A 12,923-nucleotide genomic window follows, 5' to 3' on the forward strand; every position below is an offset into this window, starting at 1 on the left:
CGCAACGCGCTCGCCGTTACCGGCAAGGACCTCAGTCGACGCCCCGTCGACGCAACCTACCGGAACGCCCATGCACAGCGACCACGCCGAACGATTGCCCGAACCTGCCAGCCACCTGGCCGAGGGTGGGGCAGGCGAGGGCGTGACTTTGCCGGCGCAGGAAACCCTGTTGGACGACGCCGGCACCGGCGAGGAAACCGTCGAACTGGCCCCGCCGCGCCATCGCCTGCCGCAGATCGCGCTGCCCGATAACGTGGTGCTGAAGGGTGCGGTGCAGAAACTGGTCGAGCAGAAGGCGCGCCTTGATGCGCTGGCCGCCGAAGGCCAGCTGGCCGGGCTGCTGCCGCCGGAATGGCAGGGCCATGGCGCGCGCGCGATCGAGCTGTCCACCTTCATCCAGGGCGTGCTGCCGTTCCTGCAGACCGGGGAGCGTGGCGAAACCGCGCCTGCCCGTCTGCCGGTGCGGCACGTGCTGGGGGATGACAGCCGGTGGGGCCTGGAGGATGTCACCGAGCCGAAGTCGTTGGCGTGGTACCTGGCCAGTGACGAGCGCGCCACGGCGGGCAGCAAGGACGTGGCGGAGGCGTACCTGGTGGGTGCGCTGGGCCTGGCGTGGATGCAGGAAGGGCGCAGCCGCCCGGGCTTCCTGCGTGCGATGGGCCAGGACAGCCTGGCGGCGCGGGTGACCATGCTGGGTTATCCGCCCGCCAACGAACTGGCGCTGTACAACGTCACCGCGCAGGGCCAGCCGCAGATCTGGTGCGTGCACGGCCGCCGCCGCATGCGCCCGCTGGTGGCGCCGTGGCTGAGCGTGCCGCTGCTGACCGCTTACGGCGTGCCGGCCCCGGTGGCGTGGCCGTCCAGCTTCCCACCGGTGGAGGCCGTGGCCGAAGTGCTGGCGACCGCCCGCCTGGGGCGCGCGCTGCCGGAAGTGGATCTGGGCAAGGTGGTGGCGAAGATCGCCGAGGATGCCGCGTCCGACGCCTGGCAACCGGTCAGCCTGCTGCAGCTCAATACCTGGTCACCGCGCTGGCATTTCTTCCTGGGCACCTTCGTCGGCCTGCCGTCGCTGCTGCTGGTGGCTGCGGCGCTGGCGCTGCCCGGCGCGGTCGAGGCGGCCACGGTTGCCGCCTCGCTGGGCTTCGCCGGCGGCGCCATCGCAGCACTGGCCGTGCCGTGGATCCACGCAAGGCGCAAGCACCTGAGCTGAAAAAAGGGGACGGAGGGGATTAGGTCGTTTCAGGCACACCTGTGCTCATTACGACTTAATCCCCTCCGTCCCCTTTTCGTTCAGACCCCTTCGCCCATCCGCTCCAGGCCTTCGCCGGCCAGGCGCAGGATCAGCTTTTCCAGCAGTTGTTCTTCCTCGTCGCTCAGGACCGACATCAGCTTGCGGGTGATCTCGATCACCATCGGCGCGATGGTCTCGTACACCTCGAAGCCGGCGGCCGACAGCGCCAGTACCGAGCGGCGGCGGTCGTCGCCATGCGTCTCGCGCTTGATGAAGCCGCGCTCCAGCAGGCGGGCCACGGCGCGGCTGACCGCCACCTTGTCCATCGCCGTGCGGTCGGAGACCTCGCTGGCCGAGGAGCCCGGGTACAGCGCCAGGATGGTGATCACCCGCCACTCAGGGATCGCCAGACCGTAACGATCGCCGTATAGCTTGGCGATGTTGCCGCTGACCCGGTTGGACAGCACGCTCAGCCGGTACGGCAGGAACTGTTCCAGGTCGAGCAGGACGTGCGAGGCACGCAGGCGGGTCGAGGCGGGATCGGGGCTCATGTTGCGGTGCACCTTGCTGGTGGTTTCAAGTGTAACTATAAGGGGTGGGTCCAGACCCTGCATTCTCGCCGGGTCCCTACCTGCCCGCACCTGGTTTGTACCGATGCGGTACCGATTCGGAGCCACGCCATGAATACCGCAGTCCCGACCGCCTCGCATCCCAACCCCGGCATGCAGGTCACCACCTTCGAGAACCCGATGGGCATCGACGGCTTCGAGTTCGTCGAATTCGCCGCCCCGGCCGGCCGCGGCCAGGAGCTGCACGAGTACTTCCGGAAGATGGGCTTCAGCGCGGTGCTCAAGCACAAGCAGCGTCCGATTACCGTCTATCGCCAGGGCGACGTCAACTTCCTGGTCAATGAAGACCCCGATTCGTTCGCCGCCGACTTCGCCGAAAAGCATGGTCCGTGCGCCTGCGGCTTCGCCATCCGCTTCAAGAAACCGGGCCAGGAGGTCTACCAGACCGCGCTGGGCAACGGCGCCGAAGCCATCGCCTTCAAGCCGGACAGCAAGGCGGTCAGCGCCCCGGTCATCAAGGGGATCGGCGACTGCATGCTGTACCTGGTCGATCGCTACGGCGCGGCCGGTAGCATCTACGACGGCGACTACGAGCCGATCGCCGGTGCCGACCTGCACCCGGTGGGCTTCGGCCTGACCTTCATCGACCACCTGACCCACAACCTGTACTTCGGCAACATGCAGCAGTGGTCGGACTACTACGAGCGCCTGTTCAACTTCCGCGAGATCCGCTACTTCGACATCAAGGGCCTGAAGACCGGCCTGGTGTCCAAGGCGATGACCGCGCCGGACGGCATCGTGCGCATCCCGCTGAACGAATCGTCCGACCCGAAGAGCCAGATCAACGAGTACCTGGACGCGTACAAGGGCGAGGGCATCCAGCACATCGCCTGCTTCACCGAGAACATCTACGACACGGTCGAAGCGATGCGCGCGCAGGGCGTGGACTTCCTCGACACGCCGGAGACCTACTTCGACGTGATCGACCAGCGCGTGCCGAACCACGGTGAAGACGTGCCGCGCCTGGCCAGGAACAAGATCCTGATCGATGCCGATCCGGAAACCCACCAGCGCAAGCTGCTGCAGATCTTCACCCAGAACTGCATCGGCCCGATCTTCTTCGAGATCATCCAGCGCAAGGGCAACGAGGGCTTCGGCGAAGGCAACTTCACCGCGCTGTTCGAGAGCATCGAGCGCGACCAGATCCGCCGCGGCGTGCTGTAAGGTCCTGGGCAGCGCCGGGTCACGCCCGGCGCCTGCTTGCCTGTAGAGCCGAGCCATGCTCGGCTGCTTTCCGTTCCGGTCTTGCCGTTTTTCAGGAGCCCCCATGTCCCCCGCCATCACCGCCCGCGGCTACCAGTCCGGCTTCGGCAACGAATTCGCCACCGAGGCCGTCGCCGGCGCGCTGCCGGTCGGGCAGAACTCGCCGCAGAAGGTGGCCCACGGCCTGTACGCCGAACAGTTGACCGGCACCGCGTTCACCGCGCCGCGCGGCAGCAATCGCCGCAGCTGGCTGTACCGGATCCGTCCGGCGGTGACCCATGGCGAGTTCACCCCGTTCGCGCAGTCGCAGCTGCAATGTGATTTCGGCGCACAGCCGGCCTCGCCGAACCAGCTGCGCTGGAGTCCGCTGCCGCTGCCGGAGCTGCCGACCGACTTCGTCGAAGGCCTGTACACGATGGGGGGCAACGGTTCGCCCGATGCGCATGCTGGCGTGGGCATCCACCTCTACGCTGCCAACCGCGACATGGTCGGCCGCTACTTCTACGATGCCGACGGTGAGCTGCTGATCGTGCCGCAGCTGGGCGCGCTGCGCCTGCTGACCGAGCTGGGCGTGATCGAGATCGAGCCGCAGCAGATCGCGGTGATCCCGCGCGGCGTGCGGTTCCGCGTTGAACTGCCCGATGGCCCGAGCCGCGGCTACATCTGCGAGAACTACGGTGCGCTGCTGAAGCTGCCCGACCTTGGCCCGATCGGTTCCAACGGCCTGGCCAATCCGCGCGACTTCGAAACCCCGCACGCGGCGTTCGAGGATGTCGATGGCGATTTCGAGCTGATCGCCAAATTCGAGGGCCGCCTGTGGCGTGCGCCGATCGACCATTCGCCGCTGGACGTGGTGGCCTGGCACGGCAACTACGCGCCGTACCGCTACGACCTGCGCCGCTTCAACACCATTGGCTCGATCAGCTACGACCACCCGGATCCGTCGATCTTCCTGGTGCTGCATTCGCCCAGCGACACGCCGGGAACCAGCAACATGGATTTTGCGATCTTCCCGCCGCGCTGGCTGGTGGCGCAGAACACGTTCCGCCCGCCGTGGTTCCACCGCAACATCGCCAGCGAATTCATGGGCCTGGTGCACGGTGCCTACGATGCCAAGGCCGAAGGCTTCGTGCCGGGCGGCGCATCGCTGCACAACTGCATGAGCGGCCACGGCCCGGACGCACCGACCTTCGACAAGGCGTCCAATGCCGATCTGTCCAAGGCGGACGTGATCAAGGACACGATGGCCTTCATGTTCGAGACCCGCGCGGTGATCCGCCCGACCGCACAGGCCCTGGCCGCCGGCCACCGTCAGGGCGACTACCAGCAGTGCTGGAACGGCCTGCGCAACAACTTCCGCTGACCCGAAAAAGGGGACGGAGGGGATTAAGCCGCAATCAGCACACGTGTGCTTGAAACGACTTAATCCCCTCCGTCCCCTTTTTCTTCAGGCCACCTCGGCGAACGCGTCGCAGTGCTCCAACGGCAGCGCTTCCAGCAGGCGTTGGCGTACGCGCTGGCAGTAGCCTTCCGAGGTCAGCCCGGGCAGCGTCCGCATCGCAGACTGAAGTACCTGCAGGACATCGCTCTCGGCCCGGGCCTGTTGCAGTTCGCGGAACAGGGCCACTGCCTGTGGGTGGCGCTGCATCTCCAGGATCCCCAGCACGTAGATGCGCGCGGCCACCAGTGAGCGGCGGCGTTCGCTGCCGGTTGCGGGTGCAGCCGCGGCTGCGGGTGGTGGCGGGGCGGCTGTGGCGGCGGTCCCGGTGCTCAGGTAACCGGCCTGCACCAGCTGGATGACCATGGCCGCCGCGTCCTGGCCGATCAGGCCGGTGAGGTCGGCCAGGGTGCGCTGGCCGTCGCACAGGATCAACAACCGGCGCTGGCGCATGTCCAGCGGCGCGCGATGGGCTTGCAGCGCGGTTCGGGCGAGTTCGGTCTTGCGCGGTTGCATGGAAGGGACAGCCAGGTCGGTGCACGCCGAGCCTGAACGAGGGCGATGAAACCGCGATGACAATGCAGCCTCTGCACGCGCGCTGCGCTAGCGTGCAGCTACCTTCGTGCCAGGGAACCGCACCGATGAAGCACCTCCCGATTGCTGGTCTGTTGCTCCTTTCGCTCGCCGCCTGCAGTGGCGGCCCCGACAAGCAGGGCGCCGCCGGCAGCGGCAGCGACACCCCGGCGGAAACCGCCTCGGCGACCGGTCCGGCCCAGTCGACGGATCCTGATCTGGCGGCCCGCCCGGCGAACGACCTCCGCAAGGACAGCCCGGCGCGCCTGGATGGCTTCGGCGGCGTCACGCTGGGCGCAGGCATCGCCGAGGTCCGCAGCGGCTTCGGCACGCCGCTGCAGGGACTGGGCACCGACGCCAGTGGCAAGCCCTTGCCCGCCGACGACGGCAACGACGGCTGCTACTTCCTGCGCCCGCAGGATGCCGAGGACCCGCGGCTGATGATCGAAGGCCGCAAGCTGGTGCGCTACGACGTGCGCAGCGCCGCCATCACTGCACCGGGCGGCGGCAAGGTCGGCATGACCCTGGGCGAGCTGCAGGTGCTGTATCCCGAGCGCGCTGACGTCGGTCCCGACAAGTACGACGAGAAGGCCCAGCACCTGCGCGTGCGGCCGGCGCAGGAGGGCGGGGCAGTGATCGACTTCGCGCTCGGTGCCGATGGCCGGGTGGGGGCCTGGCGGGTCGGGCAGACCCCGCAGGTCGACTATGCGGAAGGCTGTGGCTGATCCTTGATCCACCGCCCAGCCATGCGCTCGGGCCACGCGTAGAATCGCGCCACCACTGCTGGGGGAGTGCTCGATGATCGCCATTGCCATTGCCTGGTTCCTGCTTGGCCTGCTGCTGCTGGCCCTGGGCGGGGACTCCATCGTCAAGGCCGTGTCCGGCCTGGCCCAGCGTTTCGGGGCCAGCCCGTTCACCGCCGGATTGCTGCTGCTCGGGGTGGCCACCTCGTTGCCGGAACTGGCGGTCAACGCACGCGCGCTGGCGGTGGGCCAGCCAGAGCTGGCGCTGGGCAATGCGGTCGGCAGCAGCATCGTCAATCTGGGCCTGACCCTGGCCGTGGCCGCCATCGCCGCGCCCCTGTTGCTGCGCGCGCGCCTGCAGGCGGTGCTGTGGTGGTCGCTGCTGGCGGCCGCCGTGCTGCTGATCCTGTTCGGCCTGGATGGTCACCTGGTGCGCTGGGAAGGCGGCGTGCTGGTGGCGGGCTTCATCGTCATGCAGGTGCTGCTGCTGCGCCGCGGCCGCGTCGAGAGCGCCGAGGTGCAGGCAGCCATCGCCGAATCCGCGCTGAGCCGCACCAGCCTTCCGTTGAACGTGCTGCGCGTGCTGATCGCCGCACTGACCCTGTACTGGGGCGCGCGCCTGGTGGTGGGTGCTGCGGCCGACTTCGGTGCCGCACTGGGCTGGACGCCGTTGCTGGTCGGCCTGTTGCCGGTGGCGATCGGCACCGCACTGCCGGAGGTGGCCACTGCCATTGCCGCCTCGCGTCGCGGGCATGGCGACATGGTGCTCGGCCACGTACTGGGTTCCAGCGTGGTCAACCTGCTGCTGGTGATCGGCGCGATGGCGGTGTTGCAGCCGTTGGCGTTGCCGGCCTCGTTCGTGCGCCTGGAACTGCCGGCGCTGTTGGCGTTCGCGCTGGTGCTGTATCCGATGCTGCGCGGCGACCTGAAGATCAGTCGTGGCGAAGGCGGGATCCTGCTGGTCGCGTTCGTAGGCTGGTTCGTGCTGGAGCTGCTGCTGGTCGGCGCACCGGCGCTGTAGAGCCGAGCCCATGCTCGGCCGCTGTTCGTGCCGACCAGCGGTCGGCACCTACCGGGCGTCACATTGCCGGCCAGCGGCCGGCACTACCGCTTCTGCGTGGTTTCTTCTTCCCGCACCGGTTCCGGCGGCGGCAGCTGCTCCTCGGCGGCCGGCTCGTTGCCCGGCAGGCTGGGGCGGGTTTCCATCAGCAGCGACAACGCCGCCTTGGCCATCATGTGCGCGCTGATCGGTGCGGTGATGAACAGGAACACGGTGATCAGCAGCTCGCGTGGCTGCGGGTCCTGGCCGAGGAAGATGTGGTAGCAGACCGAGCACACCAGCACGCACCCCACGCCCAGCGTGCTGGCCTTGGTCGGTGCGTGCAGGCGCTTGAAGAAGGTGGACAGCTTCACCAGGCCCAGTGCGCCGACCAGGATGAAGAAGCAGCCGAACAGCAGCAGGATCGACAGGCCGATCTGGATCGCGGTGATCATTCGACGATGTCCCGGCGCAGCACGAACTTGCTCAGCACCACGGTGCTGCCGAAGCCGAGCATGGCGATGATCAGCGCCGCCTCGAAGTAGATCGGCGAGTTGAGGTACATGCCGAACAGCATCAGCTCGGCGATCGCGGTCACCGACAGCGTGTCCAGCGCGAGGATGCGGTCGGGCACGGTCGGCCCGCGCAGCAGGCGCCAGGTGGCCAGCAGCATCGCCAGGCCGACCACGTGCATGCACACCACCAGGGTGGTCTGGATGACTTCAAAACCGGTCATGGGAAGATCTCCATCAACGGCGCCTCGTAGCGGCGCTTGATCGTATCGATCAGGTCCTGTGGGTCCTCCAGGTGCAGCACGTGCACCAGCAGGAACTTGCGGTCGTCGCTGAGCGCGGCCGAGACCGTGCCCGGGGTCAGCGTGATCATGCTGGTCAGCGCGGCGATGCCGTGGATGTTGGCGATGTCCAGCGGCAGCCAGATGAAACCGGGGTGGATGTTCTTCTCCGGCCCCAGTACCTGCAGGGCGACACGGATGTTGGACATCAGGATGTCCCACAGGGTCACGCACAGCAGTTTCGGCAACGGGCGCAGGGTGCCGATGCGGGCGAACTCGCGATCCAGGCGCGCGGCGAACAGCGGCACCACCACGCCCAGCACCAGCCCCAGCACGATCTGGCCGAGGGTGAAGCTGTCGGACATCAGCAGCCAGAATGCCACCACCATGATGCTGAGCATCGGCGACGGAATCAGGCGACGGAACAGGGAGCGCTGGGCGGTCATGGCTGGCGGATCTCCGGTGCAGTCGCACGCAGCTGCTGCACGTACTCGCTGGGGTGCAGCAGCTGCGCGGCGGTGGCGTCGGTGTAGCGCATCAGCGGTGCTGCGGCCAGGGTCATGCCGATGCCGTAGGCCAGCAGGATGCAGGCCGCGTACAGCTCGACCCGGCGCAGCCGCGCCTTGCGTGGTACCGGCGCTTGCGGATCGACCGGCGGCACGCGCCAGAACAGGCGGATGCCCCCCCGGGTCAGGCCCATGATCACCAGCAGGCTGCTGACCAGAACGGCGGTCCAGACCGGGCCGGTGTACTGCGCCGGCATGCCGGCCAGCAGCGCAGCCTTGGCCAGGAAGCCGGACAGCGGCGGCAGGCCGGCCACCGACACCGCGCCGATCAGGAACAACACGGCGGGCGTCTCCTTGCCCGGCATCGGCGCGACCACTTCCTTGCGGTCGCTGGCGCTACCGCGACGGCGGCGGATCAGATCGGCGACCAGGAACAGCGCGGCAGCGACGAAGCTGCTGTGTGGCAGGTAGTACAGGCCAGCCGAGAGCACCTGGGGCGTGCCCACCGAGAAGGCGATGAACAGCGTGGCCGCCGACACGATCACCAGGTAGGAGATCAGTACGCGCAGGCGGGTCGCGGCCAGCGCGCCGAGGCCGCCCAGCACCAGCGTTGCGACGCCGGCCCACAGCAGCCAGTCGCGGCCATAGCCGGCCATCGCGCCGGCATCGTCGCCGAACCACAGCATCTGGATGCGCAGCACCGAGTACAGGCCGACCTTGGTCATGATCGCGAACAGCGCCGCCACCGCCGCCGGTGCGCGCGAATAGGCTTCCGGCAGCCACAGGTACAGCGGCATCAGCGCGGCCTTGGCGCAGAACACCAGCAGCAACAGGCCCATCGTCGCCTTCACCAGGGTCAGCTGTGCCGGCGGTACCTCGGCGATGCGCTGCGACAGCTCGGCCATGTTCAATGAGCCCAGCGAGGCATACAGCAGGCCCAGCGCGACCAGGAACAGGGTCGAGGCGGTGACGTTGAACACCACGTAGTGCAGGCCGATGCGCATGCGCAGGCCGCGGCCGCCACTGAGCAGCAGGCCGTAGGAGGCGATCAGCATCACCTCGAAGAACACGAACAGGTTGAAGATGTCGCCGGTCAGGAACGCGCCGTTGAGGCCGACCAGCTGGAACTGGAACAGCGCATGGAAGTGCGGCGCGCGGCGGTCCCAGCCCGAGCAGGCGTGCAGCAGGCAGGGAATGGCCAGCAGCAGGGTGGTCAGCAGCATCCACGCCGACAGCCGGTCGGCCACCAGCGCGATGCCCAGCCGCGACGGCCAGTCGCCCAGCAGGTAGACGTTGATTTCACCACTGGCCGTGGTGGCAAACAGCAGGCCGACCGCCAGCGCCAGCGCCGACAGCGCGGTCCAGGCCACCGCGCGCTGCACCCGGGGGCCATAGCGGCGGTGTTCGACGAACAGCGACAGTGCAGCACCCAGCAGCGGAATCAGGATCGGCAGGATCACCAGATGATTCATGCGCGGTCCTCGTCCTGGCGCGGCGGCACGCGCTCATCCTGCAGGTCGTCATCCGGTTCGTGAGCGTCCACGTGGTCGCTGTGGTTGTCGCTGCGGCTGCGCATGGCCAGCACAATGCTCACCGCGGTCATCGCAAAGGCGATCACGATCGCGGTCAGCACCAGCGCCTGTGGCAGCGGGTCGGTGTAGTTGCCCAGGTGGCTGTCCACGCCTTCCTGCAGCACCGGCGCCTTGCCCAGCACCACGCGGCCGCCGGCGAAGATCAGCAGGTTGGTGGCGTAGGACAGGAAGGTCATGCCGAGGATCACATCGAAGCTGCGCGCACGCAGCAGCAGGTAGATGCCGATGGCGGTCAGCACGCCGATCGCGGTAGCCAGGGCCAGTTCCATCAGTGCATCTCCCCGGTGCGGGCCGAACGGCGTTGCAGGTCGATCTCACCCTTGCGGGCGGTGCGGGTACGCGACGGCTTGATCGTGCCCATCATCGACAGCATCAGCATGGCGCCGCCGAACACCACCAGGTAGACGCCGATGTCGAAACCGATCGCGCTGGCCAGCGGCACGTCGCCGATCAGCGGCAGGTGCAGGTCCAGGTGCCCGCTGGTCAGGAACGGTACGCCGAACAGCATCGAGGCGCTGCCGCTGAGCAGGGCGATCAGCAGGCCCATGCCGATGCAGCGGATGTAGTCGAAGCCGAAGCGCGATTCCACCGACGCGGTGCCCTGGATCACGTACTGGATCAGCAGCGGTACCGCCAGCACCAGGCCGGCGATGAAGCCGCCACCCGGTGCGTTGTGCCCGCGCAGGAACAGGAAGATCGACACGGTCAGGGTCAGCGGGAACATGATCTGCGCCAGGTCGGCCGGCACCGGCAGCTTGATCGGCGGGCCGGGCATGATCTGCTCCGGCGCCATCCGCGTGCGCCGCAGCAGGGCGTGCACCACCAGCGCGGCGATGCCGAACACGGTGATCTCGCCGAAGGTATCGAAGCCGCGGAAGTCGACCAGGATCACGTTGACCACGTTCTGGCCGTAGGCCTCGGGCAACGCGCGGGCGAGCAGCTCGCCGGCCATGGTGTTCGGCGGCAGGGTCATCGCCGAATAGGCCAGCGCGCCAAGCCCGGCACCGGCGATGATCGCGATCACCGCGTCGCGGCGCTTGCGCCAGCGCGGCCGCTCCGGGCCGGACTGCGCAGGCAGGTAGTTCATGCCCAGCAGCATCAGCACCAGCGTCACCATCTCCACCAGCAGCTGGGTGAGGGCCAGGTCGGGCGCGGACAGGAACACGAAGGTCAGCGCCACCATCAGGCCGACGCCGCCGACCAGCAGCACCGCCAGCAGGCGCTGCTTGTAGATGCGCAGGGTGGCGACCGCGCAGGCCATCATCACCAGCCACAGGGCCCAGCCCAGCAGCGGAATCGGCTGCGGCGCGGTCCAGTTCGGCGAGGCAGGGTTGGCCACGAACGGCGCAGCGGCAACCACGATCGCCACCAGCACCAGGCCCAGCAGCATGCGCTGCAGGCTGCCATTGGCGATGCCGCTGGTCAGGCGCATGGCCAGCGCGGACACGGCGTCCAGCTGGGCGTGGAACACGTTGCGGCCCGTGCTGACATTGGTCACGGCATGCAGGTTGATCAGCCTGCGCAGGCCGAAGTACAGCGCCACGCCACCGACCACGCCGATCGCGCTCATCGCCAGCGGCAGGTTGAAGCCGTGCCACACCGCCAGGCTGTATTCGGGCATGGCGGTGCCGAGGATCGAGGCCGCAGCGGCGTGCAGCACCGGCGCGACGGTCAGTGCGGGTGCCACGCCCACCGCCACACAGATCACCACCAGCAGCTCCACCGGCACCTTCATCCAGCGCGGCGGCTCGTGGGGCACGCGGTCCAGGTCGTGCGGGCCAGTGCCGAAGAAGGTGTCGTGCACGAAGCGCAGGCTGTACGCCACGCCGAACACACCGGCCAGCAGCGCAGCGATCGACACCGCCGTGCGCATCGCGCCCGGGCCGCCACCGGCGGTCAGTGCCTCGGCGAACAGCATTTCCTTGGACAGGAAGCCGTTGAGCAGCGGGATGCCGGCCATCGCCAGCGAGGCGATGATCGCCAGCGCACTGGTGAACGGCATCAGCCTGCGCAGCCCCCCCAGCTTGCGCATGTCGCGGGTGCCGGTTTCGTGGTCGATGATGCCGGCGGCCATGAACAGCGAAGCCTTGAAGGTGGCGTGGTTGAGGATGTGGAACACGCCGGCGACCACCGCCATCGGCGTGGACAGGCCGAACAGCAGGGTGATCAGGCCCAGGTGGGAAATGGTCGAGTACGCCAGCAGGCCTTTCAGGTCGTGCTGGAAGATCGCGTTCCAGGCACCGATCAGCAGGGTCAGCGCGCCGATGCCGCTGACCGTATAGAAGAACAGGTCGCTGCCGGCCAGCGCCGGATGCAGCCGCGCCAGCAGGAACACGCCGGCCTTCACCATGGTGGCCGAGTGCAGGTAGGCCGAGACCGGGGTCGGCGCTGCCATCGCGTGCGGCAGCCAGAAGTGGAACGGGAACTGCGCGCTCTTGGTGAAGATGCCGGCCAGCACCAGGAACAGGGCGTACGGGTACAGCGTGCTGGCGCGGATCTGCTCGCCGGCGGCCAGCACCACATCCAGGTCGAAGCTGCCGACGATGCGGCCGATCAGCAGCACGCCACCGAGCAGGGCCAGGCCGCCGCCGCCGGTGATCACCAGCGCCATGCGCGCGCCTTCGCGTGCGTCCTGGCGGTGCGACCAGAAGCCGATCAGCAGGAACGAGCTGATGCTGGTCATTTCCCAGAAGATCATCAGCAACAGCAGGTTGCCCGACAGCACCATCCCCAGCATCGCGCCCATGAACAGCAGCAGGTAGCAGTAGAAGCGGTGCGCGTTGTCCTGCTGGCTGAGGTAGTAGCGCGCATACAGCACCACCAGGGCGCCGATGCCCAGCACCAGCCCGGCGAACATCCAGGCCAGCCCGTCCAGGCGCAGGGTGAAGTCCAGGCCGATCTGTGGAAGCCAGGGGACCAGGGTGCGAACCACCTGGCCATCGAGCACCGCCGGGGTCAGCCAGCCGAGGATGGCCAGCCCGCCCAACGGCGCCAGCGCCGCCAGCCAGGCAGCAGTCGAGCGCGAACTACGGGGGAAGGCCGCAACAGCCGCTGCCATCAGGAACGGCAGGGCCAGCAGCAGGGGCAGGCTGGAGAGCATGCAGGGAATCCATGATTCACGAGCAGGTCAGGGAGAATAACAGGCTGCGAAATGTCGCCGAAACCCATCAAACAGC

General features: G+C 68.1%; 13 protein-coding genes. 5 read left to right on the forward strand and 8 right to left on the reverse strand.

Annotation, left to right across the window (positions count from 1 at the left end):
- Positions 1-70: 70 nt before the first annotated feature.
- On the forward strand, positions 71-1,210 hold the full coding sequence (locus AC2A1N_RS03325) for a hypothetical protein (RefSeq protein ID WP_061480231.1): 1,140 nt from the start codon (positions 71-73) through the stop codon (positions 1,208-1,210).
- 80 nt (positions 1,211-1,290) lie between these two features.
- Here AC2A1N_RS03325 and AC2A1N_RS03330 read toward each other — a convergent pair whose 3' ends face one another.
- Positions 1,291-1,782 (reverse strand): MarR family winged helix-turn-helix transcriptional regulator, encoded by a 492-nt coding sequence (locus AC2A1N_RS03330; protein ID WP_061480230.1) that lies wholly within the window; start codon positions 1,780-1,782, stop codon positions 1,291-1,293.
- A gap of 129 nt (positions 1,783-1,911) precedes the next feature.
- On the opposite strand from AC2A1N_RS03330, the gene hppD reads away from it, so the two are divergent.
- Complete coding sequence (gene hppD, locus AC2A1N_RS03335) at positions 1,912-3,024, forward strand: 4-hydroxyphenylpyruvate dioxygenase (protein ID WP_197467691.1); 1,113 nt, start codon at positions 1,912-1,914, stop codon at positions 3,022-3,024.
- A 103-nt stretch (positions 3,025-3,127) separates the two neighbouring features.
- Positions 3,128-4,426, forward strand: a complete 1,299-nt coding sequence (gene hmgA, locus AC2A1N_RS03340; RefSeq protein ID WP_005411339.1) for a homogentisate 1,2-dioxygenase — start codon at positions 3,128-3,130, stop codon at positions 4,424-4,426.
- An 84-nt stretch (positions 4,427-4,510) separates the two neighbouring features.
- Here hmgA and AC2A1N_RS03345 read toward each other — a convergent pair whose 3' ends face one another.
- Positions 4,511-5,017, reverse strand: coding sequence for a hypothetical protein (locus AC2A1N_RS03345; RefSeq protein ID WP_061480229.1), 507 nt, complete (start codon positions 5,015-5,017; stop codon positions 4,511-4,513).
- 125 nt (positions 5,018-5,142) lie between these two features.
- Between AC2A1N_RS03345 and AC2A1N_RS03350 the strand changes: the two genes are divergently transcribed.
- Positions 5,143-5,799 (forward strand): hypothetical protein, encoded by a 657-nt coding sequence (locus tag AC2A1N_RS03350; RefSeq protein WP_061480228.1) that lies wholly within the window; start codon positions 5,143-5,145, stop codon positions 5,797-5,799.
- 73 nt (positions 5,800-5,872) lie between these two features.
- The gene (locus tag AC2A1N_RS03355; RefSeq protein WP_061480227.1) at positions 5,873-6,838 is read left to right on the forward strand and encodes a sodium:calcium antiporter; all 966 of its coding nucleotides are present in this window, start codon (positions 5,873-5,875) and stop codon (positions 6,836-6,838) included.
- Between the two features lie 83 nt (positions 6,839-6,921).
- Here AC2A1N_RS03355 and AC2A1N_RS03360 read toward each other — a convergent pair whose 3' ends face one another.
- The 6 genes from AC2A1N_RS03360 to AC2A1N_RS03385 are packed head-to-tail and all read right to left on the reverse strand — an operon-like array spanning position 6,922 to position 12,847.
- Positions 6,922-7,311: a Na+/H+ antiporter subunit G gene (locus AC2A1N_RS03360; RefSeq protein ID WP_061480226.1), complete on the reverse strand. Its 390-nt coding sequence runs from the start codon at positions 7,309-7,311 to the stop codon at positions 6,922-6,924.
- Positions 7,308-7,592 (reverse strand): K+/H+ antiporter subunit F, encoded by a 285-nt coding sequence (locus AC2A1N_RS03365; RefSeq protein ID WP_005411334.1) that lies wholly within the window; start codon positions 7,590-7,592, stop codon positions 7,308-7,310. Before AC2A1N_RS03365 ends, AC2A1N_RS03360 begins: the two co-directional genes overlap by 4 nt.
- Entirely contained in the window at positions 7,589-8,095 is a 507-nt protein-coding gene (locus tag AC2A1N_RS03370; RefSeq protein WP_061480225.1) for a Na+/H+ antiporter subunit E, read from the reverse strand. The genes AC2A1N_RS03365 and AC2A1N_RS03370 overlap by 4 nt, the downstream gene beginning before the upstream one ends.
- Positions 8,092-9,627, reverse strand: coding sequence for a monovalent cation/H+ antiporter subunit D (locus AC2A1N_RS03375; protein ID WP_061480224.1), 1,536 nt, complete (start codon positions 9,625-9,627; stop codon positions 8,092-8,094). Before AC2A1N_RS03375 ends, AC2A1N_RS03370 begins: the two co-directional genes overlap by 4 nt.
- Positions 9,624-10,016 (reverse strand): Na+/H+ antiporter subunit C, encoded by a 393-nt coding sequence (locus tag AC2A1N_RS03380; protein ID WP_010482669.1) that lies wholly within the window; start codon positions 10,014-10,016, stop codon positions 9,624-9,626. The genes AC2A1N_RS03375 and AC2A1N_RS03380 overlap by 4 nt, the downstream gene beginning before the upstream one ends.
- The gene (locus AC2A1N_RS03385) at positions 10,016-12,847 is read right to left on the reverse strand and encodes a monovalent cation/H+ antiporter subunit A (RefSeq protein ID WP_154351528.1); all 2,832 of its coding nucleotides are present in this window, start codon (positions 12,845-12,847) and stop codon (positions 10,016-10,018) included. Before AC2A1N_RS03385 ends, AC2A1N_RS03380 begins: the two co-directional genes overlap by 1 nt.
- Between the last annotated feature and the right edge of the window lie 76 nt (positions 12,848-12,923).

It is taken from the genome of Stenotrophomonas maltophilia group sp. SKK55 (assembly GCF_057179845.1).

Coding starts and splice junctions, on each gene's coding strand:
- AC2A1N_RS03350 (WP_061480228.1), top strand. CDS start 5,143: ATGAAGCACCTCCCGATTGCTGGTCTGTTGCTCCTTTCGCTCGCCGCC.
- AC2A1N_RS03385 (WP_154351528.1), bottom strand. CDS start 12,847: ATGCTCTCCAGCCTGCCCCTGCTGCTGGCCCTGCCGTTCCTGATGGCA.
- hppD (WP_197467691.1), top strand. CDS start 1,912: ATGAATACCGCAGTCCCGACCGCCTCGCATCCCAACCCCGGCATGCAG.
- AC2A1N_RS03370 (WP_061480225.1), bottom strand. CDS start 8,095: ATGACCGCCCAGCGCTCCCTGTTCCGTCGCCTGATTCCGTCGCCGATG.
- AC2A1N_RS03355 (WP_061480227.1), top strand. CDS start 5,873: ATGATCGCCATTGCCATTGCCTGGTTCCTGCTTGGCCTGCTGCTGCTG.
- AC2A1N_RS03360 (WP_061480226.1), bottom strand. CDS start 7,311: ATGATCACCGCGATCCAGATCGGCCTGTCGATCCTGCTGCTGTTCGGC.
- AC2A1N_RS03345 (WP_061480229.1), bottom strand. CDS start 5,017: ATGCAACCGCGCAAGACCGAACTCGCCCGAACCGCGCTGCAAGCCCAT.
- AC2A1N_RS03375 (WP_061480224.1), bottom strand. CDS start 9,627: ATGAATCATCTGGTGATCCTGCCGATCCTGATTCCGCTGCTGGGTGCT.
- AC2A1N_RS03325 (WP_061480231.1), top strand. CDS start 71: ATGCACAGCGACCACGCCGAACGATTGCCCGAACCTGCCAGCCACCTG.
- hmgA (WP_005411339.1), top strand. CDS start 3,128: ATGTCCCCCGCCATCACCGCCCGCGGCTACCAGTCCGGCTTCGGCAAC.
- AC2A1N_RS03380 (WP_010482669.1), bottom strand. CDS start 10,016: ATGGAACTGGCCCTGGCTACCGCGATCGGCGTGCTGACCGCCATCGGC.
- AC2A1N_RS03330 (WP_061480230.1), bottom strand. CDS start 1,782: ATGAGCCCCGATCCCGCCTCGACCCGCCTGCGTGCCTCGCACGTCCTG.
- AC2A1N_RS03365 (WP_005411334.1), bottom strand. CDS start 7,592: ATGACCGGTTTTGAAGTCATCCAGACCACCCTGGTGGTGTGCATGCAC.